Genomic DNA, 26,308 nt, shown 5'->3' with positions numbered 1-26,308 from the left:
ACATCACTCCAGTCTATGAAATAATAACAGGAATCTGATTTTCATAATAAGGTGGCAACCCAATACGATTGTTATACATATGAATATGTGAAAAAATCAAATGATTTATATTTACATCTGGTTTTATGGCTGTAGCATGTCGAATCTGTTCCTCTAAAACTTTTTTAAAGGTATGGTATATATCGAGATCTAATGGGGCTGTTTTTTTTACCCTCGCTTTATATGCATTTTTTATTTTTGAAAGGTTCTCTTCAATGGGTGTTTCACTTTCACCTGCAAAGTGCAGCCAAAACGAATGATATCTTTCATTTAATATCTTGCGCTGGCTATATGCTAACTGACTTTCAGCCAACATAAAAAAATCACAAGCCAAGATAATCTTTGTTAACACATTAGGATCATTTATTTGTTCAATAACCTGCAAGGCTAATTGGCTTGAATGATGAAAAATTGTCTCAGAAACCTCCATAATATCAAAGCCTCCGTATCTTTCGTACTCAGGCTTGTAAGGAATAGAAACTATCTGACCATCTTCCACCCAATACATATCCTCTTCATCAGGCAGCTCTCCGTCAAATGTATGATTATGATAATATTGTTCCTTTTTTAACCTATAGGAAGGGTTGTAGTTTTTTAAAAAATCAGCAAATACAATTTTTAATTTTCTTAGTACCTTCTCAGGATTGTGGCTTTGAAACCGAAACCTAAAATGCGGCCCTCCTTGCCAATATCTTATAAAAAAAAATTTACTTATTAAACCCTTTTCCTTGTCTAAAAACTTTTTTAAATACTCTTTCAGAAAAAGATCATGACATGCTTGATCATGAATAAACAGATGGTAAGAATGCCAATTCATACGAAATCTCTCCCCTCAACTTTCCTCATACCTGTATTGTTGTAACCGAAAAGCATAGCATAAATGACCTGTTCATTAGGTTCGGTTTTAAATTTCTCGTGGCAGTATAAATCATTTATATTTTTAATGGGCCTTGTATAAGCCTTCCCATCTGCCATATACCTAGCAACATACTGAATAAGGCCAGCTGCTCCCACATGTGCATAATATATACTTTCTTGATTTGTTTCTCCATCACCAGTATATGTAACAAATAGTGTGAAAGGAGATCTTTCTATTTCAAAGAAATCGTATGTATCATAAAAGAATTTTTTTATTTCAAAATCAGATGATATTAATTTGCACCCGTTTTCAGTTATATAATAAATACCTTTTTTCCAATCTTCTATATTCTGAACAGCAATATAAATTGAAAACTGATTAGACCTATTCATTCTTCCTTTAGTATTTTGCAAAAATAAAACGAGTGCTAAAAAAGTCTTGTTACAATAAGCAGAGCTAATATCCAGTAAGCCAAATACATGGTTACCTGAATGTCTGTGAGCTTTATTACCTTTTGAAGACTCCTCGTAAAACCAATCATTATTTTTAAGACTTTCATCCATTTTAGTCAAAGCATTTATGTAGTCCATAATGCCAATTTGAAGAAGTTCTTTTTGATAGTTATAAGTCTTTTTATACTTATAAATATTGTGGCGTACGTCAGGCTGATCAATCGGCTTTGACTGCTCAAACTCTATTAGACATCCAAGAAGAATATCTTCAGGAGCCTTCAGTATTTTTGAATAATGCCAACGGTTAAACATGTAGCCAACCTTTTTAACAGGAAAACCATGATCTTCGGAATCCATTTTAATATCTGCTGTCATATGTCCAAGTTCTAACAATCCTAGTGCAAGCCCAAAACTTCCATAAACAGAGCATAACCTCCAGAAATCACAAGAGATGATAAGCTCGACAGCTTGAACTTTAGAAGGGACATATCCAATACACACCCATCTATGGTCCAGAGCATCATAAAGCCATACATATCCCATACAGATGACATAAGGGTATAAACAATAGATTCCTCTAGCTGAGGGGGCATATTTATGAAATGAGTAAGGACTTTGGTATTCATAACTCTGAAATCGAAACAACTCTTCAACAAATAGGGCCAGTTTTCGGAAAGGTTTATTTTGATGAGAGTTTCTTTTCTGGTCCTTTTCATATTTAAATGAAGTGCCTCTTGGTGAAACAAATTGAAAAGACAAAGATTTACGGTTCTTTTCATATCTATTAAAAGTAAGGTCATTAAGAGTAATACTCATGGGAATGGATGCGGCTCTCTTTCCTTATTTTTTAAAAGCGATAGATCTTCGCAATATTGATTAAGTCTTTCCAAATTCAGACGCTCATTTTGAAGTCCAAAAGTCATCGGTTGCAAACTTGGGATAAGAATTTTCACAGCGTGAAAATCTAATTTTTCAGTTAAATATTGAGTTAAATCAGCTATGTAAATATCAGGGTGCTTATCTAATACCGCTCTTTTAAGTGCATCATACGTAAATGGAAATGCTGGAGTCATTTTATGCACTTCTATTAGCTCCATTTGCTCCAGATTATTCAGAAGAAAATCAAAAGCTTTGCCATTTGCTTCAAAGGAATAATAATTAACATGGTCCTCCATCTTTTTTACGCCACTTGGATTTTGTATTAAGTAATTTAAATGGGATTTCTCCTTATCAAGTTTTTTTTCATAAATTAAAGCAGATGTGGCTACCTCTACTAAACCAGAAAAAATAGCTTTTTCTGGATTGTAGTGAGCTCCTGCTGCATTGTAATACTTTAAATTCGCACCATCCTTACGGTTTACTGCAAGAACCCATACAGCGGGGATATCAGTTTCTAGAGTAATATCAAAAAGGTGCACGTCATAGCCCAAATCGTCAAGTTGTTTTAAAACAAGTTTGATTTGTAAATTATTTGATGATGAAACGTCTATTCTTTTAGGTGTTTTTTTGCAATACCAATGAACCAAAAAACAATCTCGTTCAATTACCTCAAACAATCCGTACATAACTGCTTCTTTCATACTGTTCCCAAGAGCTGCCCCATTTGATGTCTCATATATAAATCGATTTTCTCCACGTATGATTTGGTTATCAAAATAAATTAACTGCTCTGGAATTAAAACTTCTTTATTGTTATCTAAACGTCGGCACGCTGTCCAATAAATTTCCTTATCATGAGAATATAAATGTTCTCCTTCAACACTTTTATGCAAAATAAAAGATTCAGGATTAATTACATCCATTTTCTTTTGCTTCAGTTGATGATAAGAAGCACGCAGCGGTTTAGTGAATTGGGGAATCATACTCGCATGGCGCTCAATCATTTCAAGTATTGCGGAATACTTAGAGGCACTTAGACTCTCTGCCCGGCCATATGAATGATATTGCCTTTGTCCGATATACGCTTCAATACCATACATAGGGATAACATCTGATTCTGCATCTCTGAACAGCATTCTTCCTATTCCTGTATCCTGATCAATTAAGAGTTTTTCATGCTTCTTCAGCTTATTAATAACATTAGTAAATGAAACGACTCTACCCTCTTTATTTAATTTTTCATTATGATTATCTTTCAGTATTTTGTTCTCAAAGAAATCAGAACTGCAATTTTCACAAAAAGCATTTTTGTAAATTTCTTTCTTTTCAATGCTTCCTGTATTTTTATTAAAAATTAGTACTGCGCCCCTTAATTCTTCCGTACATTTATCATCATCCGCAAATAGGTTAAAGCTAGTTAACTCAGTTCGTTCCTGCTCTATGCACCAATAATATCTGCTCCCATTTGCTTTAACCGCTTCTTTAAAGCAGTTAAAGCATGGATCTTCTATATCATTTACATACGGACCGATAAAAACATAAGAAGAAGTTTCATAATAGTTAACTTTACCATGAATATCTTCTTTTTTAACTTTTTGGTAATCTTTATTTATAGAGTACATCATGATAAATTCTCCCCGGTTAATTGAAAACTTCCTATTAATAAATTACTGGACTCAAATAGTGGTTGGTATATCCATGGTTTTTCTTTAATATCATAATCGGAAAAAACTTCAAGCATCTCAGCCAATATTAGTGAGTTTGGTCTTTTCCGACCGATATCTCGGACTTGAAAGCTGGATAATTCAACCGATTCACCTTTTTTAAGCAAACCATTTGCCTTGTTGCTTATGATCTCTGTTAATCCCCGGATTATTGATTCATTAAAATCTGTCGTTACTTCGCTTTTATAAAGGATATAATGATCTTCATCAATGAGATAAACAATGCCGACATCCTTTTTAAACAAATAGTCAATTCCAATTAATACTTCTTTAATTTCAGTCATATGATAAATCGTTTGAAGCAATTTTTTTGCTGTAATATCAATTCGTTCAATAAGATGAATGGAGCTTTCTTTCTTTATAAATGAGGCAATCCCTCTTATATAAAAACGATCTTTATCAAGATCTGCTATCCATAAAGTATTTTCTTTATTTCTCTCAGATTCGTAAGTTAAGAATTTTTCTATGCTGTGCATTAAAGTATGTAATGCAGCTTTTTTATAATTAATATGTGTACTCATATATTTAAAATCATTGTTAATATCAATTTGATAATGAGCTGCCATAAATTGATTTATTCTGGATGTCTCAGTTGAGTTAAACTCACACTTAAACAACGGGCAGTTTACAAAAGCAGATTCAAGTTTTTGAATAATGGTTAATTCATCATCATTCACATTCGGTAACTTTCGCTCATAATTGTCAATTACTCCGGTAATATCCTTTTCAGGAATCGAAATTATTGTTCCATCCTCAAGTAACAAAGTATCTTGCACCTGGCGTTCACTCTCATATAGATCAGAGGTGACATAAACGTATACTAAAAAAGGTAAAATTCTTCTGGCAAGTTCACCATCTGCTTTTGGATATTGATTAGCATATCTTTTTAAGAAATCATATTGCTCCTTACTTTTTTTCTTAAACAGAAAACTGCGCCCGCTTTCATTTATTTCTATACATATACTTTTTAGGGGAGCTTCTCTAATATTATCATTAAAATAAATTATGGATTTTTGCTCACGTTCATCATCAAGAATCCCATTATTCATAAAAAAAGAAATGACCTGTTCTGGTGCACCTTTTAATTCTATAGATCTCTCATCTAAATCTTCCAAAATTGTTTCATAATCTTCAAAACGGTTCTCAATATTCTGTGTAATTAACGTTGTAAGGTGATTTGTTTTTCCCTTCACTTCTATGAGCAAACCGCTCTTGAGAGCAAACTTAAACAGCTTCAAATAGTCATTGTTTTGGTTGACTAAAGATAACATCTTTGGATTACGGTATTCCGCCAATATGTCAATGAAAGTTTTATAGTCTTCATCAGACAAAACAGCTTGGTGCTGTCCATTTATTTTCTTTATGAGAATCGATTGATCTATACGCATGATAGAAAAATTCGAACGCGTTTTTAATATCATTATACTCGCTCTCTTTCTTTTAAAATCTCTTCCCATGTTGTATGATGCTTATCTAATACATATTTGGAAACAGCAAAGCAAGCAAAATTTTTCTTAACAAAAGTAAACCCCAACATATGAACTGACTTATAAATGATATTGATTAAAAACTTGAACATTTTATGCTCATTATGATTAAGTAATGAATCAATTTGATTTAAGAGATTCTTATGAAAAGGGCTATCAATACTTTCAATATTCTTTACTAAATCTTCTTTCTGTTTTTCAATCGAATAAAATCCATCTTCTGAATCTGCTAAAGCATCTAAATTTTTTTTTGTATAATCTACGATTTTTGAAACAGTATCAAACCAGCTTGAACCGATAGATAGATTGTATGATTGATTTGTAAAATAGGCAGGGATTTCTAAAGCTTTGTACATTTTTAAGAATGAGTCTTCAAATGACCTTTTTTTATTTAGACTATCAGCTATTGAAAAAACGCCTTCCGTATTTGAAACATAAACTAGCACAGAGAATTTGTCCGTATAACTGGAAAATGCTAAAACATCATAAAGCATTCTTGTCAAAGTTTTGAGCTGTGTTTCTGGGCTTATTTCTTTGAATTTATAAATATTAACAGAAATAAACTCTTGCATCATAAAAAGGGCTCTGGTATGCGCTACAAAATGAGCGTAAGAATTAAAAGTGTTATACATATATTCTTCATTGTAGGGTCCGATTAGAACGCTTAAATGATTCTCAATCAAAATTGGAATGCTTTCTCTTCTTTCCATATTCGGTATAATATCTTGATGAGTCAAATAAGGGGACAAATTGTTTTCTATCTCGACCTGTGTTAATTCAGGAAAATGTGTTGTGCAGTATCGCTTAAATTCACTTGGAAATGTTTCAATTATACTTGTATCACTTTTTGACAATATAATTCGAAAGTGCGGTCCTCCGGTCCATCCCCGCTCTGCATGAAAACGACCAAGGATCGGGGAAAAAAACGGTAAAATAAAATTAAGATATACTTGTTCTTTTTCGGCCTCATTTCCAAAGAAAAATGCTTTTACTTCTATATAATCAGCCAATTATTCATCCTCCAGCAAAACTTCTATCTGATATTCTTTATTAAAACCTCTATTTTGAGGAATCGGTTTAATTTCTTCTATTATAATCATCCTGTTACTTTCTAGAAACTTTTTGAAATCCTTAATAAAAATAGGAGAGTATAAATTAAAATATTGCGGTTTCATATCTGTTTTTTTTGCGGTAGCATGTTGATAATTTTCCTCGCCTAGGTATTTTTTCGCGAAAAACTCCATAGGAAGACCATGCTTAATAAAAAATTCAGAGAGATTTTTTGCATCTTTAGCTGCACTTAAACTTCTTTTAAAGAAAGCTGTGTTTACAAGCCATTTCTCCCTGGAAATTATGATATCTCCCAATCTTATAGATGGTATATGATCTATGACAAAAGAATCCCCAGAACCTTCATGTTCCCATAAATTAACAAAGTCAGTATCTAAGCGAGGGACAACTGAATTTAAAAGCATCCGCACTGAATTTGGGAGCATATAATCCACTAAGCTCCCTAGACATTCAATTTCTACTTTCTTATTGTTAACACCTGAAAAAATCTCTACAAGCTCTGTCTGTTTATTATATTTAAAGTACAAATTATCAATTGGAATTTTGTTGATATCATCATCGCTTCCCCGGCTATTCGGAAGTATCAAACGATTTGGAATAAGTTTTCTATGGCGATTCGCATTAAACCCGTATCCTTCTCTGATTTCTATTGTATTTTTTGGGAATATCCGTCCTGTGTAGTCTCTAAAATCCGTATCATCATAAATCTCCGGAAAATATTCAAAAAAACGGCTAAAGAGTCTCAGACTTCCTGCATACAGCTTATTTAAGACATAATAACTGCCACTTTTTTGTATGAGAGCTGTAGAAGAATAAGTTCTTTTTTCCGTAAAAATTGTTTTGAATGTTTTATACCAGTCTTCTATTAGTTGTCTATCTATGTTTATTTCTTTTATTTTTCTCGATTTCTGAAATAAAAAATGGTTTTTTATTTCTTTTTTCAACGCTTCCATTTCAAGTGCTTTTTTTGACTTCAAATTTGAAATTGGGGCAAGTAAATCTGACCAATTTCTGAAGTTTTTGATTACACTCATAAATATTTCTTTCAGCTCCAGGGAATTAACTGGAATTTCTCTATCAGAATACTCCTTATTAAAAACCTCAGCAAATTCAAATTGGACTTGAATAGGAATATTAATCATTAATGCTAGCTTTTGAAGTATATTTATTTCTTCTAAATTATTCTGCACTATATTAAAAGAATCATTAGATCCATTGATAATATAGTCTTCATAAAATATTACTTCACTTGCTATAGGATATCTTAGTACACTTTCCAGTTTCGAGATAATTTCTTTTAGTTCTCTCATTATTTTAAAACGGTTCTGTATGAATTGAGTTTCATACTCCCTCGTTTTTTGATACACTTCTTGTACAATATTTATGATTTTTTCCGTTTTTCCGGAGTTATTCGGTAACTTTTCTAATTTTCTTTTAAAATCTTCTATCACATTTTCGGAATATTCATCAGTTTGTACATCCGCAAACAGCAAACCTTTTTTCAGCAGCCCATTAGTAAATGATTCAACCGTCTTATTATCCATATAATGTTTTAAAATACCCGTTAATTCTTCGTAAGACAAAGTTTCGTTGGTACGAAAAGATTGAATTATATCTCTGAACATTATATTATTTTTTACCGAGAACTCTTTCTCAACATTATTAAAGACTTTACCTCGGTTCAAGTCTATTTGCGGAATAAATATTAAATGATCATTTTTTTCATAGAAGGACGACATTTTATAACGAAAGTTTCTTGCATATTCTTTATCCATAGAAAGTATATGTAATATTTTCTGAAAGAGAAAAAAATTGATCTCCGTGTGATAAGCCTTTGTTTTGTGTTTATTTGTATGTGTTTCATTGAATTTTTTTATTTCTATACTTGTAAAAGAACTAAAAGGACTTGTTTTCAAAGCCGCTCTTGATATAATTCTGCTTAACTGATAATCAACCTTCCTTATATTTGCTGTGTGTTCCTTTACATCTATCTCCAAAAACTTATTTACTTTATGGAAGAAATTCAAGTTGACAAGAGGGAGTGGGTTGGTCAATTCATGATTATTACTGATTAATCGTTGCATTAACTTGCGATCGCTCAAATGCTTTTCATCATAAAATGCAGTTAGCTTAATTTCAGCATCTCTCAATTGTTGTTTTCTAAATAGATAATCCTTTGTTGCCATTAAGATACTCTCAGAATATTGATCAGGATTGATGATTTTATTATTGTATACTTTTCGTTTCACATTAATAATTTCGTTTTTTTTGTCTCTCTTGAACATTTGCTCCAATCTTTTGATGGTATCTTGTTTTTCTTGTTCATATCTTGATTCTTCCATTTTAAATTTCTCTATTTGTTTTATCCATCTTATATCGCGGAAACCTGAAAAGTCTTCAACGGATATAGGATTCTTTCTAATGATATACCACGGAAAAGCATTCATCTTATTCTCCATCCCCGTCATTAAATTTTATATCACGAAAAAGAGAACTGGGACGAGAATGATCTCGTCCTTGTCTCATTTAATTTATCCGCAACTTGTACAACCACCGCAACTCGCACATGAACAAGAACCGCAGCATGATGTACTGCTTGAGGAACTTGATCCGCTTGTTGCACCTGTTTCAGAAAGCAACATCGATTCTGAAACTTCCATAATATCAATTGATTCTATCTCATTTAGAATAGATGTTAGGTCTAATGAGTTTTGCTCGTTTAATTTGGTTTTCAAACTTTGGACACTCCCCTACAATTTACTTATCCGCAGCTTGTACAAGCACCGCAGCTAGCACACGAACAAGAACCGCAGCATGATGTACTGCTTGAGGAACTTGATCCGCTTGTTGCACCTGTTTCAGAAAGCAACATCGATTCTGAAACTTCCATAATATCAATTGATTCAATTTCATCTAAAATAGATGTTAAGTCTAAAGAATCTTCTTTTTCCTTTACATTTTGGCTCATCATTTTTTCCATATTCTCCTCTTCTTTTTAATTGTGCTTATGTATAAATCTGTGATGTTCAATAAATAATCGTATTAATTTATCACATCACCTCCTAGAATGTGAATAAGTATAAGTTTACCTTTTTCATCTTCACAATACAGACACCAAGAAATTAAAAAAGGAAATAATGGGTATGTATACACTTTATTTGATTTATTTCAATTATTTTCATGTTATTATAATCTAAAATATCAGTTGAACTTATCCCAGTCAAGATTTATATCAAAATTATCCTATTTATATTGAATCTATTGTCCTCACCTTATTTAATATGCATTTAATTTGATTCATAAAAAAAAGAACAACTATTAATTACTATTCTAAATTTAACTATCATAAAAAAATTCATATTTAAGAAGAGTTGCATCTATACCGCTCTGTTTAAGCATATATTCTATTTCACAATTTCATTTTTTAACTTTTTTTATATTACAGAATAATAATAAATCTATTATCCGGTAATCTAACCTGCACCAAAATGTCCATACGAATATGATCAGGAATCAAACTGACTCTAACTATCCTTAAAATAAGTTTTACGATTACCCTAATCAGCTATGTTTGTGGCTACCAGATTTCCGAGCCCGTTTCGATATATGTCTCCTACCTCACTAGTAATTGCAAACAACGTATTATTCAACGCAAATTGAGCCAAAAAATTGTGGCAAGTTACTCTACGATGCGGTCACAGTGTTCATCAGATTTCTTTAAGGATAATTGATCTAAATTTTAATGATCCGTGGAAGGAATCTATGGGGGCATTAACAATGGGCATTCCTCTTTAGGTACTTATTAACAGTCTGCCTTTTTAGTTTATCTCACATTGATATAAGCTGCTGTCCTGATTATTAAGAGGAACGCTGGTGTCTAAGGAGGAAGGAATTGATAGAGTGCATCTAAAAACAAGCGTTATACTTATGGAAAAAACTGATGCTACTACTCATTTAACAAAACTTTTATGTTTGAAAAAGCCTTTCTGAAGAATGTGCTGGTTTTCCTGTTATGATACCACTTGATTAGCATTTTCATTTCGCCATAAAAAAACACCTCAATGTTGTCTTTTAGATATATATCTAGTTACAACATAAAGGTGTTTTATTTTGTCTCCCCCTTGGGGTTATTAGTACCACATATATTTGGATAGTTCAGTTTAAGTTTCACCCAGCGAAATGCGGAGCGAGAATATCTTTCAGCACGTTTGCACTGCGGCTGAATTGAGCCTGTTCTGTTTCATTCAGCTCAAGTTCCGTCACACCTGCGATGCCGTTCCGATTGACGACGGCCGGAACGCCGATAAAGACGTCGTTTACACCGTATTGGCCGTCCAGATATGTGCTGACGGTTAAAATGCTGTTTTCATTACGCAAAATCGCTTTTGTGATGCGGGCGAGGCTCATCGCCACTCCGTAATATGTCGCACCTTTTTTCTCGATAATATGGTAGGCCGCGTTTTTCACATCGTCAACAATCTGATCCAGCTCGTCCTGTTTGTAAGCTGCATGTTTCTCCAGCAATTGCTGCACCGGCACTCCGCCGATATTGGCGTGACTCCATACAGGGAGCTCGGTATCGCCGTGCTCGCCGATAATGTGGGCGTGTACGTTTTGCGGAGCGGCTCCGAAGTATTCACTCAGCATATAACGGAATCGCGCAGAATCCAGTGTCGTGCCGCTGCCGATGACGCGTTCTTTCGGCAGCCCGCTGAATGTCCATGTCGCATAAGTGAGAATGTCGACCGGGTTTGTGGCAACGAGGAAGATGCCGTCAAATCCGCTTGCCATTACTTCACCGACAATGCTTTTAAAAATGGCGAGATTTTTTTCGACCAGCTCAAGTCTCGTTTCGCCCGGTTTTTGATTGGCCCCTGCACAGATGCACACGATATCGGCATCCTTGCAATCCTCATATGTGCCGTAAGACGTTTTGACCGGATGAGGCGCAAATGCCTTTCCGTGATTTAAATCCATGACATCTCCCATGGCTTTTTCTCTATTTACATCAATGATCACAAGCTCATCTGTGATCCCTTGGTTAATTAACGCAAATGCATAACTGCTTCCAACAAAACCTGCTCCGATTAATGCTACTTTGTTCACTCGTTCGTTCATCATGTATGCTCATCCTCCAGTGTTTCGTGGTGTCTGTTTTTATATTGTGAAGTATTTCACATTTATATTGTGGAACACTTCACAAACTTTTGCAAGAGAAAAGTTTGATTTTTGGACAAAAAAATATCGGTGATGGTTTCCGGATTGTTGACAACATCCTAAAACGGAACCGTTTTAGGATGCTGTCACATTTTCAGCGTGATTGAAGACGCGCTGTCCCTTTCCCAGAAGCGGGGGTTTTCCGGCACGCTGATGTGATGATAGCCCTATCCATTAATGCGGAAGATAACCGTTTAAACCGGAGTTGTTATACAAACCATTCTGCACATAATCAAAGCCGGGCTGGTTCTGTCCGGGCACTTGGGCGCTGCCATTGTTAAAAATCACTTTGGCGTTGGCCGTATCCGCATTCTCAGGCAGCGTCAGCGTGTACATTCCATCTGCATTCTTAGTCATGGCTTTCCCCGGCCACGATCCGGTTAATTCTATGGCCCTGCCTCCATCATGTTTGTAAATATAAGCATTTACCTGGCCCCAATGGTCCGGATTTTGATAGCCAATGATGTTGGTTTGGGACGGGTCTTTTTTAACAAACGTGTATTCTTGGGTCCTCGCTGCACCCTCGCCGTTCGTTCCGGTTAATTTGATGTTGTATGTCGTGCCGATTGGATCTCCTTTCCCGATCGTTAGTCGGTCTCCATCCTTAAATGCTGTCTGCTGCCCATTATTGATTTGGTAAACGGCTTTTGTTGTTTTCGCATTTGCACGCAGGGTGACCGTCAGCTGATCATTGAAAGAATGGACTGCCCCCGTTTGGTAATTCTCAAGAAAGACATGAGGCGCATTTCCAATATCATCAGGATAAAGAACAGCCGCCGATCTGGCATTGATCGTACCTGTCAGTTTGCCGTTCGCTACTTGAAATGAACCGGCGCCGGCCCTATTATCATACCTGCCGTCAGGTAATTTCGCTGAAGTATTGATGGTGACAGAAGACGATCCTGCATTTGCCAGCACAACGCCTTTTGAGCCGCGCTGATTCATAAAGATTTGGTTGTTCCCATTCGGATTCGAGAGTTCCTCAGGCTGCCCGGCCATTACATTGTGAAATGTATTGACCGCAGTGATCGCCTGATCTTTAAATAAGGCGCTCCCGCGATCTCCTATTTGACTTTTTCCGGGAAATCTTACACCATTTCCTCCGCCCTCAGGTCTGGAAAAGAAAAGAGGCGTGCTTCCTGAGCGGGAACCAATCACTGCCCAGCCTAAACGAATATCGTCATCACTCATCCATGTGGACTCTTCATCATCATTGGCATACGTATCATGTGATTCCACCCATGTGACTAACTTGTCCGCAGACACGTCAGATGCATAATGGGAGATATTCGACACACTCAGATTACGGTTCTTTAAAGCGGATCTGATGGAATGCCCGTAGTTAGAAGCCGTCACATTCATATAATTCGCATAAGCTGTATCTCTGGACGCGCTGTCTTGCAGGATTTCTCCGTATTGGAACTCCGCTGATGTATTTGCGATATTCGGCCAAAATTGGCTGCCGTAATTCCCATCATCCGGAAGCTCTATATGCTTGGCGGCATCATAGCGGAACCCGTCTGCTCCGTCATTCAATGCTCTTTCCAAGAAACGTTTCAGATATGCCTGCACCTCAGTATTCTGTGTATTCCAATCATACAGCCCAAGCAATGAATTTTGAGTGACGTCCCATCGATCCGACCAATTTTTAATTTGTGTGTTTCCATGGGTCCAGTTTGGAATACGCTTAATCTCGTCAGAAATCGCGCCATAATCACTGGTAGTATGATTGATAACCGCATCAACAATGACTTTTACACCATATTTTTCCGCGGCTGCACACATGTCCTTAAATTCTTGTTCAGTGCCTAAGTAACGGTTTCCGATTTGGTACGATGTCGGCTGATACAGCCAGTACCAGTTCCTCATGCTTTTATCTCCTTGGTTCCCTTCCTTTACTTGGTTAATCGGAGACGTCTGAATGGCTGCATAGCCCGCATCACGAATATCTTTCATATTTTGTGTTAACGTATTGAACGACCAATTCCAGGCATGAAGGATGGTCCCGTTTTTGACCGATGACGCGGTCACCTTATTCGATTTGTTTGCAGTTTCAGCGTTTGCAGCCGCCGGGCCTGACAAAACCAAATGAAACAGCAATAAAAATCCGGCGAATAACGGCAGTAAAGAGGTTTTGAATCGTTTTTCAAACATTTTTGACACTCCTTATTTGATTTTTGAAGACTGACTGCGGAGTCAAAAATTCCTCTTACTCTTTCTTCAGCTCCTTTCAACTGTTGTGAAGACTGGAGAATTCTGTTAACGCTTACATTTCAACTTATCACACACTCTCTATCAAAGCAACGTGACAGAGTGAATTCAAATCTATATTCCTATCAATTAAAAAGACTTCCCGCTTTCAAACAAAAAAAGAAACCACCTGTCAAGATGATTTCTTTTTTATTTCTTTTATCGCTCTTCTGTAAGACAGCTTCACAATGACATACCGAAGCAGAAACAGAATGCCTCCGCAGACGATAAAAAGAAAGATCATTTTCAGCCAAGCAAAGAATGTATGGGGAAACCCCCTGTCGTACATCGTAATCGCCGCTACCGCAAAAGTGACCGCAATTGAATCTATCCGCTGCTGCTTCACCCGCTTTTGCAGTTCTTCTTTGGTGTCTATTCTCGGCATGAGCATTCCCGACGCCCCCGCCCTGATGCAATAATAAACAATTATAATGAAGAAAACCGCCAAGCTTCCGGCCCATTCCCTAAACGGACAGTTCAGAACAAGTCCGCGTACGATGATGTCAAGCAAAGACAGTGTGCCCACAAGCATTCCGACTTCTGACCAAATCATTCGTTCTTTCTCTTTCACACTCTCACTCTTTCCATTCACGTTTGAAAGTCCGTTCCGACGCTGATTCATGACTTCCTCCCGTACTATTAAGAATGGCTTACAACTCCCATTATATCTTGCCGATTCATAATGATAAACCGAAATATCATTGACAAAAATGTTAATAAGGACCCCAATTGATCAGGACGCCTATGCAGATAAACACGAGACCGATGACAAACCAAATCAGCGCCAGCGGAATCATGAAGCGAAGCCACTTTACGTACGGAATGCCGCTGGCAGCCAGTACGGCCATCAGCACACCGGAAGTCGGATTGACACAGTTTACGACGCCTTCTCCGAGCATGACCGCTTCAACCGCGACCTGTCTCGTGATGCCCATCAGATCGGCAAGCGGCGCCAAGATCGGAATAAATACGACCGCCTCCCCTGAGCCCGATGAAATCAGAAAATGAAGCAGGGCGCTGGAAATATACATTCCGATTGCGCCTGCCATCGGGCTGAAACCGTGCAGCAGTGACGCTAGTCCATTGACTACCGTATCAAGCAGCTTTCCATGTTCCAGGATAACGGAAATGCTTCTCGCCATTCCGACGATCAGCGCACCGTAAACGAGCCCCTGACAGCCTGTAATAAACGTTTTTGCGATATCATTTGCCGCCATTCCCGCAATCAGGCCTGACACGATTGAGATAAAAATGAACACGGCGGCCATCTCTGAATCAGACCAGCCAAGAGTAAGCGCGCCGTATAAAAAGCCGGCAAGCGACAAAGCCGCAACAGCCAGAATCAATTTATGGCGGACGGTAAACGGGACATGCTTGTCCTCCGGCTCAGAAACCTGCGGGAGTGAACCTGCCGCAGGAAACCAATCGTTCCCCAGCAGACTGGCGTCCTTTGCTTTTCTGAGTTTTCTCGTATACCGATAAATATATAAAATAGATGATAACAGAAAACAAATGTAGACGGCAATCCGCAGGCCGATACCGGAAAACAGCGGCAGCTCCGCAATGCTTTGTGATAACCCGAGCGGTGAAGGTGATAAAATCGTCGCGTTAAACCCGGCATAGCAGCCGATATAAATGACGGCCGCTCCGGCCACGGCGTCCCATTTCAGCGAGCGGGCGACGATCAGGCCGATCGGAATAAAACCGATCACGGAATTAACGACGATGCCGGTTGTGCCGAGGATCGAAAATAGAGATCCGACAATCGCAATAAACAGCAGCTGTTTTGTGCGGAACGTACTGATGACATTACTGATCAATCCATTGATGGCGCCCGTTTTCTCCAAAATCGCAATGGTGCCGCCCGTAAACAGGATTAAAAAAATAATCGGCGCGGAACTTGTCATCCCTTCCTGAATCGCGGTAAAAAAAGCGATCGGGCTGACAGGAGACTGGTCTAAAGAATGATAGCTTCCCGGGACGGCGGACGTCACACTGCCCTTTGTCACCCTGTCAAATTCCCCCGCGGGAACGATGTACGACGCTATCGCGCATAGTAAAGCGACAATGAACAGCAGCACATAAGCATCAGGCATCACAAACAATTTCTTCTTTTTCAATACAGGTTCGGCCTTCGGCACAGCCATAACATCACCATCCCGCTTTAAATTTATAAACTATTCAGAAAATACAGATATGTGCTATATTATATACAGACCGATTGCCTGTTTTCAATATCAAAAATAAAAAACAGACAGCTTTTGAAGGAGGACTTACGGCATGAACAGACTCACAGCGCATGAAAAGCAAGTCATTATGGATATTTTTGACCACCTGCACGCTAATCCCGAAGTAAGCTGGAAAGAATATCAAACAACTGAATATCTGACTGAAAAACTGAAAGAGGCCGGCTGCCGAACCCGCACGTTTGATGATTGTACCGGTGTTGTCGGCGAAATCGGAGAAGGCTCGCCTGTTGTGGCTGTCCGGGCGGATATTGACGCGCTGTGGCAGGAAGTGGACGGTGTCTTTCAGGCGAACCATTCATGCGGACATGATTCACATATGACGATGGCGCTCGGCACGATGATGCTTTTAAAGAGTCAGCCGAAACTTCCGAAGGGCACCATCCGCTTTATTTTTCAGCCGGCTGAAGAAAAAGGCGGCGGAGCGCTGAAAATGATTGAAAAAGGCGTACTGGATGATGTTGATTTCTTATACGGCGTGCACGTGCGCCCCGTACAGGAAACGGCAAACGGCCGATGCGCACCGTCCATTCTGCATGGCTCAAGCCAGCATATAGAAGGCCTGATTATCGGAGAAGAAGCCCACGGCGCGAGACCGCATCTCGGCCTTAACAGTATCGAAATCGCCGCTCTTCTCGTCCAAAAACTCAGCTTCATTCATCTTGATCCCGGCATCCCGCATTCCGTGAAGATGACAAAGCTTCAGGCAGGCGGTGAGAGTTCCAATATCATTCCGGGAAAAGCATCGTTCAGCCTTGATCTCCGCGCACAAACCAATGCCGCCATGGAGAAATTAACCGCCGAAACCGAAAGAGCCTGTGAGGCGGCGGCTGCCGCATTCGGCGCAAAAATCGAACTGCAAAAAGAACACAGCCTCCCGGCAGCCGAGCGAAACAAAGAGGCGGAAGCCATCATGGCATCTGCGATAAGCGGCATTCTCGGAGAAGAACATGTGGATGAACCTCTTGTGACAACCGGAGGAGAGGATTTTCACTTTTACGGGTTAAAGGTGCCGAACTTAAAAACGACGATGCTCGGCCTAGGATGCGGTCTGGAGCCGGGGCTTCACCATCCCCAAATGACATTTGACCGAAGCGCCATCTTTACAGGCATTGAGATATTAACGGCTGCCGTCCTCAAATCGTTTGAAGCATAAAAAAAGCAGCCCGTTACAGGGCTGCTTTTCTTCGTTATTTCTTCAAATCTTCAATTGAATTGACGTTTTTCATATACTGAGGAACGACCAGACCCATCTTGACGCCTGTCAGACTCGTTCCTACATCTTCATATTTGCCTTTATATTTAGACGCATATGCCTTATGGGTATTCGGAAGCCAAGCAGACAATGACGCATCCGCGCTGCCTGTCGCAATCGCAGTCCACATCGGTCCCGCCTCCACTTGCGTCAGCTTCACGTCATAGCCGAGGTCTTGAAATACTTTTCCGATTACATTCGTACTTGCGATTTCACTGTCCCACGCCACATAAGCCAGGTTGATTTTATCCCCTTTAACTTTATGGGCGCCTTTTGTCCATTGAGCCACTTGGTCTTTGTGTTTTTTCACATATTCAGCTGCGGCTTTGGCCGGCTTTTCGCCTTCCTCAACGGCAATCATGACTTCTCCCATATCGTCCTGCGTCCATTTGAACTGGCTGAGAACTTTGGCCGCGTTAGGCTGTTCCTTACTGAAGCCGGTTCTTGTAATTGTATGAATCTGCTCGGCAGTTCCGTACGTTTTTTTCGGATCATCAAGGAACTTCAGCTTGTATCTGGAGAACATCCAGTGCGGCGTCCAGCCCGTTACGATGATCGGCTTTTTCCGGTCATATGATTTCTTCAATGTCGCCGTCATGGCAGCACTTGACGCCGTGACGACATTCCAGTCTTTCAATCCGTAATCCTTCACGGCCTCATCCGTCAGGGCCATGATCCCCGATCCCGGATCAATACCGATAATGGTTTTATTCACCTGGTCCGCAGCCGTTGCCTTACCATCAGTCTGCGAACCGCAGGCAGCCAAAGAAAGAGCCAGCGCAGCGGTAACGCCGACACCGATGATTTTCTTAAGCATCAGGCATTCCCCCTGCTCTTCTTCTTCACTTTAATGTTTTGCGTGATACGGTCGAGTGTAATCGCTACGATGACGATCGCGATACCCGCTTCCACTCCGACACCGGTTTTCAACTGTGTCACGGCGCTGTATACTTCAGAACCGAGACCCGGCGCACCGACCATGGCCGCGATAACGACCATTGATAAAGCAAGCATGATGCTTTGGTTAATACCGGCAAGAATTGTTTTTGTGGCAAGCGGAAGCTGAACCTTGAACAGACGCTGAGACGTCGTTGAACCGAATGCTTCCGTCGCTTCAATCAAATCAGCCGGAACTTGTTTAATACCGAGAACCGTCATGCGGATCGTCGGAGGCATTGCGAAAATAACAGATGCCACGACGCCTGGCACAACCCCGATATTAAAGAAGAAAATCGCAGGCAGCAGATATACGAAAGCCGGCATGGTCTGCATTAAATCCAGAATCGGTGTAACAATGCGGCGGACCGTTTCTTTCTGAGACGCCCATATGCCGATCGGAACCCCGATAATAATGGAAATCAAAACAGATGTGACGACAAGCGCCAACGTTTGCAGCATCGGCGACCAATAGCCCAAATAATCAATAACAAGGAATCCGATTAACGTAAAGAGTGCAATTCCTCTCGTACTGATCCACCAAGCGAGAGCTGCAAAAATAACAGTCAATAAAATAGACGGGATGAAACCCAAACCGCTCACAATCGCGTTTACGAAAGCGGCCAAACCGTTTGAGATTCCGTCAAAGAAACCTCCGAACGTCATGGTAAGCCAGTCAACAAACCGGTCAACGATATCTGCTAACGGAATTCTAGGCAATCTGTCCATTTACTTCACCCCCTGAACAGAAGAATCCTGAGCTTGTTCAGCAGAATCTTCAACATTTATATAATCGTTATTTCCTGAAAGCGCGCCGATTAATGCGCCTTTTACGACAATGCCTTTCATGCGGTCCTTATCGTCCGTGACGGCGATCGGAATATTCGCATCAGACACGACATCGAAAATTTCAGTCAAGTACGTGCTTTCGTGCACAGTCGTAAATTCAGTATTTAAAATATCCTGAAGCGATAAGTCGGATTCCACCGCTTTTTTCGCATCCGCCGCGTGAATGACGCCGAGAAGCTGTTTCTGTTTATCAACGGCGTAAATAGATGAAATACCGAGATTCTTCATGAGCTGCAGCGCTACACGAGGCCCTTTGTCAATCCGCACGGTTTCAGCGCGCTTCATGATGTGGCCCGCTGTCAGAACTTTGGATAAATCAACGTCCTCAACGAATTTCTCAACGTATTCATTGGACGGGCTCATCAGAATTTCTTCAGGCGTCCCGATCTGAACGATGTTACCGTCTTTCATCAGCACGATTCTGTCGCCGATGCGCAATGCTTCATCAAGATCATGCGTGATGAAGATGATCGTCTTGCCGACAGAGTCATGAAGGTCTAAAAGCTCATCCTGCATGTCTTTGCGGATCAGCGGATCAAGCGCACTGAAAGCTTCATCCATCAGAAGAATGTCAGGATCATTCGTCAATGCGCGGGCAAGTCCGACACGCTGCTGCATTCCTCCGCTGAGCTGATCTGGGAATTGGTGTTCAAAGCCTTCAAGACCGACAAGTTTAAGCGAATCAAGCGCTTTTTGCTCACGCTCTTTTTTGTCGACGCCTTGAAGCTCCAGGCCGTATTCCGTATTTTCAAGAATCGTTCTGTGCGGAAACAGTGCAAATTTTTGAAAGACCATGCTGATTTTTTTCCGGCGCACTTCCCGGAGCTGGTCTTTTGACATATTTGTTATCATGTCACCATCAATATAAATATTCCCGGCAGTCGGTTCAATAAGCCGGTTTAACAGCCGAACTAAAGTTGATTTACCGCTCCCCGATAGACCCATGATGACAAATATCTCCCCATCATATACATCAAAGTTTGCTTGATTGACACCAACGGTTGATCCGGTAGCTTTCAGGATCTCTTTTTTGTTTTTTCCGCTGGACAGCATCTGAATGGCTTTTTTTGTCTGTTTTCCGAAAACCTTAGATACATTTTCGACTTTTATCTTAATTGGTTTCTCATCCAAATTCATATTTTCCCTCCATAATAAGCAATCTTTAATACCGTAACACGTTTGTAATAAGTCAAACAAACATCATAATCCCTTTTTATTTTGTATCATTACTTTAAAAACATCCCTGTGTCTTATTTTCCTCTGGTATGCTTCTAAATACTCTCTAATCCTCCTTATTGAGGATAAATTATAAAGGAAACCGGGCTTTTATCAGGCTTGAGAACGTTTCCACCGAATGTGCTGCAAACTGATTTCCTATCCTTTTTTTACAAAAACAAGAATTTTTTCGCGACATTGTCCTGAAAAAAGAAGTTTTCCCCTCCTAAAAATAAGGAATATTAAGGAAAAATATAGGTCTGTCAACAGACCGCTCACTAAAAAAAGCACCCCAAAAGGGTGCTCATTGCGCAAGCTCTGTCTGTTTCGTTTCTTTTCCGAGAATAATAATGGTGATGACGGCAATCAGGATGGCCGCACAAAAGACGGCGAAAATCACTGTAAACGAAACGTTCCGGGCTGCAAGCGATCCGACGAGAAGCGGACCGAAAATGCCGCCGATTCTGCCGACGGCCGCCGTTGTGCCGGAACCGGTCGCACGGATCGCCGCAGGATACTGCTCCGGTGTATAGGCGTAAAGCACGCCCCATGCGCCGAGATTGAAGAAGGACAGCAGCATGCCCGCTGTGAGCAGCATGGCCAATGAATCCGCGGCACCGAAGAAATAAGCGCTGCCCGCCGTCCCGAGCAAATAGATGACTAAGATGGTCTTCCGCCCCGCTTTTTCGATCAGCCACGCCGCAGAGAAATATCCGGGAAGCTGGGCAAGTGTCATCAGAAGGACGTATTCGAAGCTCTCAATCATGCTGTAGCCTTTCATCAGCATCACGCTCGGCAGCCATAAAAACATGCCGTAATATGAAAAGACGACGCAGAACCAAACGACAGACAGCAGCACCGTCGGCCGGATATACGGTTTCGTCCAGACACTTCCCGCCTGCCCGCGTATGCTTTTTTTCTGCGGCAATGCCTGATGCGCCGGTGATTCCGGAAGGCTTCTCCGCAAGTACAGCGCATAAAATGCGGCCAGCGCCGTTAAGAGCAGCGCGGCCTGCCAGCCGAATGACGGTATGACAAAGTAGGAAATCACCGCCGCAAGAAGCCAGCCCGCGGCCCAAAAGCTCTCAAGCAGCACGATGATCCGTCCCCGCTTTTCGGGAGCGGACGCTTCTGACACGAGCGTTGAGGCGACAGGCAGTTCCCCTCCAAGCCCCATTCCGATCAGAAAACGCAATATGAGAAAAACCGTCAATCCCGTTGCGAAAGCGGATATGCCGCTTCCGACAGAAAAGAATAACAGCGTGATCATAAACACTTTTTTCCGGCCGATCCTGTCGGCCAGCATTCCGAATACAAAGGCGCCCGCTGCCATACCGATGGAATTGACGCTTCCGATCCATTTCATTTGATCGGGTGTTAAATTCCAATCAGTGTGAAGCGCGGCGATAATAAACGATAAAATTCCGACATCCATCGCATCAAACAGCCAGCCCATTCCGGCAATCGCCAGAAGTTTTCGCGGAGTGACGGCAGGTTGTTTGTTCATAAGCAGCACCTCAAATCGAAAATGATTACCGTATAAGTTTACACCTGTCTTTACAGATTGTCATTATCTTTTTTCGCAAAAAAATCCCGCTTGCCGTAAGCAAGCGGGGTGTGTTAATTCTTTAAGACTGCGTTTTTAATATTATCCTGAAGCTGTTGAATCCGTTTCGCTCCGTCTTCTCTGATACGTCTGTTCTCTTCCTCGATCTGTTTCGTTTCCTGCATACCGCTGACAATCGTATTCCAAGACGTTTCAATCGTCTCAATGTCAATGCTCGGACGGCCTGCCATACGGGCAATTTCCACGCTTTGGTTTGAGATATTTTCAGCGTTTCGCTTCAGCATTTCATTCGTGCGGCGGTCCAGCTCGCTCATTGAATCAGCCACAAGCTTTTGCCGTTTGACTGTGACAGCCTGAATGATGCCGTTTTTGAAAATCGGAATCGTAATGACGAAAGCGGAATTGATTTTCCCGATGAGCTTCGTATTTCCGCGCTGAAGGAGGCGGATCTGCGGCGCCGTTTGCAGCGCCACCATCCGCGCCATATCTAAATCATAGACACGTTCCTCAAGCGCCTGAAGCCCGTCACGCAGCGTATCAAGCTGCATTTGCGCAAGCTGGTTTCCGCCGGCCGCTTTTTCTTCATAAGAAGGAATGAGCGCCTGCATTTCCTCAAGCTTCATCTGCCCGGCAACGACATACTTTTCAAGCTCCATGTAGTAGTTAATGTTGTTTTCATACATCTCTTCAAGCGTATGGTTCGTCTTTGCCATTTCATCTTTGTATTTTGAAATTTCGACGTGGATTTTTTCAATTTCTCCGCCCAGGGTGCGGTACTTTTGAAAAATCTTTTCAATCATGCTGTTGCCGCGTTTGAACATTTTAGCGAGAAATCCTTTTGGTTCATCGAAATCATTTTTGTCAAAACGGTCCATGATTTTTCCGAGCTGCGTCAGCATTGTGCCTGAATCCGTGACACTTGTTGTTTTCATCATATTTAAGATGCGGTCGGAGAACTTCGAGATTTCAACTGCCGGTTCTTTTCCGTACTCAAGCAGCTCCATTTGGTTTTTCACGTCAATCTGCTGTGAAATGCGCTGCACCTCAGGGTCTTGGCGCAGCTGCACCCTGATGTCATCTGCTTTTTGTTCAGAAATCTCTTCATTTTTATCAAGAACAAGCGGATTTTGATTTTCTGTCATGTTTATTTACTCTCCCTGCTTTTGCGTAATGGTTCTAAACAGCTTTCTTACGAGTGACGGCTCCTTATATTCCTGCCGAAATACCATGTCCTCCAGCCAATGGACATCAAATTGGCTTTCTTCAATATAATGCTCAATGTCTTGATGCCCCGGCGGATTATACAAGATGATATCGACGCCGAATTTATTTAAAAACAACAGAGCGGCGGCGTCAGAACGTGTGAGTTCGCCATTTTGTTCCGTATGATATAAAACGAGTTTCGGAACGGTTTGGGCGTAATCAAACGTCTGAATCAATTGCAGCAGCGAAGCGGGCAGGTTCGTCGCCTGGCGGAACAAATAGATTGCGGCATCCCTTGCCTGCTCCCCGGGCAAAGCCTTCAGCCCTGGGTTTCTGCACATGTCAGAAATCACATTGGCGATGGCGTTCTGCACGCCTGACGGGAGATGCTTGTACTGCCAGATGTTGCTTCTTTTCAGCCTGTCCGCGTCAATCGCTCCTTCTTCGTTCAAAACCTGACTGTAGTGATACTGGTAGTTGGCTTTCAGCTCTTCCGTAAACGGAAAACTGCGGATCATGTGTGTCTCCTGATAGTCTGCGGCGGTATGGAGTCTATTCCAATATTCTTTCGTATCTTTGGAAACCCCCATCACTTTCGCAAAAAGGTTCGGAACGGCCACCCGCTCCCTGTCCGCTTTAAATTGCGGCCGGATAAACGCCCGCTCCTTCGCAATGAGAAATAACTCATCATACGTCGTTTTTAATGTCACGGACTGCGGGGTATGATCCCTGAACTGCCAAGGCTTATACATCATAGATTCCTCATGGTTCAGCACATGCTCAATTTCTTTCGTTGACCGGTAGGCCGTCGTGGACGTTCTGTCCGGCTTTTCTTTCGGGAATGGCTCAAGGCCGCCTGTTGCGGGGAGCTTTATCACAAAGCTGAGTTCCTCATCCGGATCAATCAAGCTGAACGGATCTTCCGCAGCCGGATGAAACAATAGGACGTCACAGCCGATCAGCATGAGATAATAGAGAAAATAGAGCTGGCTTTTGGTAGCGTCTCCATACCACACCACCTTCGGCATCTCACGCTCTATATCGGCTTGTTCAAGCCATGGATTCAGGTGGTTCAGCGAAAACTTTGACACATCCAAGAGCACACGCCGGAAATCGGGATGATTCAGCCCGTTTTCATGCCGGTCCGCAAAGGTTTCCAAAAGCGTCATAAACGCGGTTCTCAGCCGGCGGTGCATAAGCGGATCAGCGTGTTTGGCAAGCAGCCTGCCCCCATCGAGAAACGCGACAAACCTGGAAACCGAAAGCCCTTTCTCTTTTTGATTGACCGAATGGATGTGCTGGAGCGCCTGAAACGTTTCAGGCGCGATGGTCTTATCCAGCGTCTCGCTTAACACATGGATGTTTTCATGAGAAGACAGCTCGAAAAGCTTATTGTAATACTCCGTCTCATCATAAGGAGTGCCCAAAATCCGGACGGCAAGCCGGGTAAACGCCAGCCCGTTTTCCCGCTCGTAACCGGGACGTTCCGGCAGCGGCCGCAGCAGAAACGTTTCCCAGTCATCGTTTTCCGGCTCTGCCTTTCGGATCACCAATTCTTCCTGCCTCATCATTTTCCTCCTTTCTCTTCATGATGATCGGTACAAAAAAGGAAGGAAATGAACTCTCCCTCCTTTTTTGTTTTATTCTTCTTTAGATGCAGCCGTTTGCTCCTGAACCTGCTTTTGTTTGTTGAAATAGTGGATAATAAACGTTACCACAAACGCAGCGATGATGATTCCGAAGAACACAACGTGCGGCATTTCATAATCAAAGGCGCTCGCCGCCATTTTCACGGCGATAATCCCGATCAGCACAAAAGCCGTATTTTCAAGCTCAGGGATTTTATCAATTAAAACAAGGAATACTTTTGCGACTGTACGCATCATGAGAATGCCAAGCATACCGCCGATCAAGAGCACCCACACTTTTTCCGATACCGCAAACGCGGCCAGAATGCTGTCAACAGAGAAGGCCAAATCCATTAACTCAACTGAAACGACAGTGGCCCAGAAAATTCCGAACGTACGGACCATCCATGAATTTTTCTTCATGCCTTCCGTATCGTCATCACCTTCTCCGATCCAGAAATGCTTAATGACGAGCCAAGCCAGGTACAGCGCGCCAAGCACTTTGATCCACCAGAACTTAATGAGCAGCATTCCGATCCCGATAAAGATAAAACGGAAAATATATGCCCCGAACAATCCGTATGTTAATGCTTTCTTCCGCTGTTTTTCAGGCAGATGCCTTACCATCACCGCAAGCACTAACGCATTGTCGGCCGACAGCAGCCCTTCCAGCAGAACCAAGGAACCGATCAGCCCCCATGATACAGGGTCAGTCAGCACCTCACCCCACATTTTCCAATCAAAAAAGGAAGCGTAGGTCGACATAATATGATGTAGAAAATCCAAGTTTTTTCCTCCTATTTAGTAAAACGGTAATTTCCTGCTTACACCTGCAAGCCGTAATTCCGGCAAAGTGATGCCAGACCGCCGGAAAACCCGCTGCCGATGGCGTTAAACTTCCACTCAGCCCCATGGCGGTAAAGCTCACAAACGACAACCGCCGTTTCAATCGAGAAGTCTTCTCCTAAATCGAAACGAAGCAGTTCATTCTGGCTGTTTTCATCGACGACGCGCACGAACGCGTTCGAAACTTGTCCGAAATTTTGGCCGCGCGCTTCCGCATCATGAATCGTGACGGTGATGCCGATCTTTTCAATATTTGCGGGTATTTTTGAGAAGTCGACGATAATTTGTTCATCGTCTCCCTCGCCCTCGCCCGTCCGGTTGTCTCCCGTATGGATGACGCCCCCGCTCGGGTGTTCAAGGTTATTGTAGAAAACAAAATCAAGATCATTTACACAGTTGTCATGGGCATCGACAAGAAAAGCCGACGCGTCAAGGTCAAAGTCATGCCCTCCGGAGTACTTGTTCGTATCCCAGCCTAAGCCGATCACCGCTTTTGTAAGGCCGGGGTTCGTTTTTGTCAGATCAACACGCTGTCCTTTCGCCAATTGAATAGCCATGTGCCGTCTCTCCCTTCTGTGTTTGATA

Annotated in this window: 21 protein-coding genes; 1 reads left to right on the top strand and 20 read right to left on the bottom strand. The window is 41.4% G+C overall.

What is annotated here, in order from left to right; genetic code table 11:
- Nucleotides 1-13: 13 nt before the first annotated feature.
- The 12 genes from V7728_RS10875 to V7728_RS10825 form a co-directional block, all read right to left on the bottom strand.
- Complete coding sequence (locus tag V7728_RS10875; protein ID WP_099566375.1) at nucleotides 14-856, bottom strand: thiopeptide-type bacteriocin biosynthesis protein; 843 nt, start codon at nucleotides 854-856, stop codon at nucleotides 14-16.
- Entirely contained in the window at nucleotides 853-2,166 is a 1,314-nt protein-coding gene (locus tag V7728_RS10870; protein ID WP_132106719.1) for a hypothetical protein, read from the bottom strand. The genes V7728_RS10875 and V7728_RS10870 overlap by 4 nt, the downstream gene beginning before the upstream one ends.
- A complete protein-coding gene (locus V7728_RS10865; RefSeq protein WP_099566373.1) occupies nucleotides 2,163-3,854 on the bottom strand; it encodes a YcaO-like family protein in 1,692 nt (563 codons plus the stop codon). The genes V7728_RS10870 and V7728_RS10865 overlap by 4 nt, the downstream gene beginning before the upstream one ends.
- On the bottom strand, nucleotides 3,851-5,374 hold the full coding sequence (locus tag V7728_RS10860) for a hypothetical protein (RefSeq protein ID WP_099566372.1): 1,524 nt from the start codon (nucleotides 5,372-5,374) through the stop codon (nucleotides 3,851-3,853). Before V7728_RS10860 ends, V7728_RS10865 begins: the two co-directional genes overlap by 4 nt.
- On the bottom strand, nucleotides 5,374-6,450 hold the full coding sequence (locus tag V7728_RS10855) for a hypothetical protein (protein ID WP_060563039.1): 1,077 nt from the start codon (nucleotides 6,448-6,450) through the stop codon (nucleotides 5,374-5,376). Before V7728_RS10855 ends, V7728_RS10860 begins: the two co-directional genes overlap by 1 nt.
- Nucleotides 6,451-8,958 (bottom strand): lantibiotic dehydratase, encoded by a 2,508-nt coding sequence (locus tag V7728_RS10850; RefSeq protein ID WP_189318607.1) that lies wholly within the window; start codon nucleotides 8,956-8,958, stop codon nucleotides 6,451-6,453. It lies immediately after the preceding gene.
- Between the two features lie 84 nt (nucleotides 8,959-9,042).
- The gene (locus V7728_RS20505) at nucleotides 9,043-9,246 is read right to left on the bottom strand and encodes a thiazolylpeptide-type bacteriocin (RefSeq protein WP_076983281.1); all 204 of its coding nucleotides are present in this window, start codon (nucleotides 9,244-9,246) and stop codon (nucleotides 9,043-9,045) included.
- 26 nt (nucleotides 9,247-9,272) lie between these two features.
- Nucleotides 9,273-9,491 (bottom strand): thiazolylpeptide-type bacteriocin, encoded by a 219-nt coding sequence (locus V7728_RS10845; protein WP_099566370.1) that lies wholly within the window; start codon nucleotides 9,489-9,491, stop codon nucleotides 9,273-9,275.
- A 1,187-nt stretch (nucleotides 9,492-10,678) separates the two neighbouring features.
- Nucleotides 10,679-11,632 (bottom strand): L-lactate dehydrogenase, encoded by a 954-nt coding sequence (locus V7728_RS10840; RefSeq protein ID WP_099566369.1) that lies wholly within the window; start codon nucleotides 11,630-11,632, stop codon nucleotides 10,679-10,681.
- A gap of 270 nt (nucleotides 11,633-11,902) precedes the next feature.
- Nucleotides 11,903-13,882, bottom strand: a complete 1,980-nt coding sequence (gene amyE, locus V7728_RS10835) for an alpha-amylase (RefSeq protein ID WP_082998939.1) — start codon at nucleotides 13,880-13,882, stop codon at nucleotides 11,903-11,905.
- Between the two features lie 229 nt (nucleotides 13,883-14,111).
- On the bottom strand, nucleotides 14,112-14,600 hold the full coding sequence (locus tag V7728_RS10830; protein ID WP_007409054.1) for a DUF6773 family protein: 489 nt from the start codon (nucleotides 14,598-14,600) through the stop codon (nucleotides 14,112-14,114).
- 91 nt (nucleotides 14,601-14,691) lie between these two features.
- Nucleotides 14,692-16,125 carry a YfcC family protein gene (locus V7728_RS10825; protein WP_007609251.1) on the bottom strand — a complete coding sequence of 478 codons (1,434 nt, stop codon included), beginning with the start codon at nucleotides 16,123-16,125 and terminating at the stop codon, nucleotides 14,692-14,694.
- Nucleotides 16,126-16,258: 133 nt separating this feature from the next.
- On the opposite strand from V7728_RS10825, the gene V7728_RS10820 reads away from it, so the two are divergent.
- Nucleotides 16,259-17,380 carry a M20 peptidase aminoacylase family protein gene (locus tag V7728_RS10820; protein ID WP_025284193.1) on the top strand — a complete coding sequence of 374 codons (1,122 nt, stop codon included), beginning with the start codon at nucleotides 16,259-16,261 and terminating at the stop codon, nucleotides 17,378-17,380.
- A 34-nt stretch (nucleotides 17,381-17,414) separates the two neighbouring features.
- On the opposite strand, the gene V7728_RS10815 is transcribed toward V7728_RS10820, so the two are convergent.
- The 8 genes from V7728_RS10815 to V7728_RS10780 form a co-directional block, all read right to left on the bottom strand.
- Nucleotides 17,415-18,296, bottom strand: coding sequence for a glycine betaine ABC transporter substrate-binding protein (locus V7728_RS10815; RefSeq protein WP_007409051.1), 882 nt, complete (start codon nucleotides 18,294-18,296; stop codon nucleotides 17,415-17,417).
- Entirely contained in the window at nucleotides 18,296-19,144 is an 849-nt protein-coding gene (opuAB, locus tag V7728_RS10810; protein ID WP_003156639.1) for a glycine/proline betaine ABC transporter permease subunit OpuAB, read from the bottom strand. Before opuAB ends, V7728_RS10815 begins: the two co-directional genes overlap by 1 nt.
- Nucleotides 19,145-20,401, bottom strand: coding sequence for a glycine/proline betaine ABC transporter ATP-binding protein OpuAA (gene opuAA / locus V7728_RS10805; protein ID WP_003156640.1), 1,257 nt, complete (start codon nucleotides 20,399-20,401; stop codon nucleotides 19,145-19,147).
- Nucleotides 20,402-20,783: 382 nt separating this feature from the next.
- On the bottom strand, nucleotides 20,784-21,986 hold the full coding sequence (locus tag V7728_RS10800; RefSeq protein WP_025284192.1) for an MFS transporter: 1,203 nt from the start codon (nucleotides 21,984-21,986) through the stop codon (nucleotides 20,784-20,786).
- A 113-nt stretch (nucleotides 21,987-22,099) separates the two neighbouring features.
- On the bottom strand, nucleotides 22,100-23,188 hold the full coding sequence (locus V7728_RS10795) for a toxic anion resistance protein (RefSeq protein WP_007609246.1): 1,089 nt from the start codon (nucleotides 23,186-23,188) through the stop codon (nucleotides 22,100-22,102).
- A gap of 6 nt (nucleotides 23,189-23,194) precedes the next feature.
- Nucleotides 23,195-24,817 carry a YceG family protein gene (locus tag V7728_RS10790; RefSeq protein WP_025284191.1) on the bottom strand — a complete coding sequence of 541 codons (1,623 nt, stop codon included), beginning with the start codon at nucleotides 24,815-24,817 and terminating at the stop codon, nucleotides 23,195-23,197.
- A gap of 72 nt (nucleotides 24,818-24,889) precedes the next feature.
- Nucleotides 24,890-25,663 carry a TerC family protein gene (locus tag V7728_RS10785; protein ID WP_003156644.1) on the bottom strand — a complete coding sequence of 258 codons (774 nt, stop codon included), beginning with the start codon at nucleotides 25,661-25,663 and terminating at the stop codon, nucleotides 24,890-24,892.
- 38 nt (nucleotides 25,664-25,701) lie between these two features.
- Nucleotides 25,702-26,280: a TerD family protein gene (locus V7728_RS10780; protein WP_003156645.1), complete on the bottom strand. Its 579-nt coding sequence runs from the start codon at nucleotides 26,278-26,280 to the stop codon at nucleotides 25,702-25,704.
- Between the last annotated feature and the right edge of the window lie 28 nt (nucleotides 26,281-26,308).

Origin of the sequence: Bacillus sp. JHAA, from assembly GCF_036961585.1 — a bacterium.
GTDB classification, from domain to species: domain Bacteria; phylum Bacillota; class Bacilli; order Bacillales; family Bacillaceae; genus Bacillus; species Bacillus velezensis.
The sequence above is the reverse complement of the archived record's forward strand: the minus strand, read 5'-3'. Positions and strand labels throughout refer to the sequence as shown.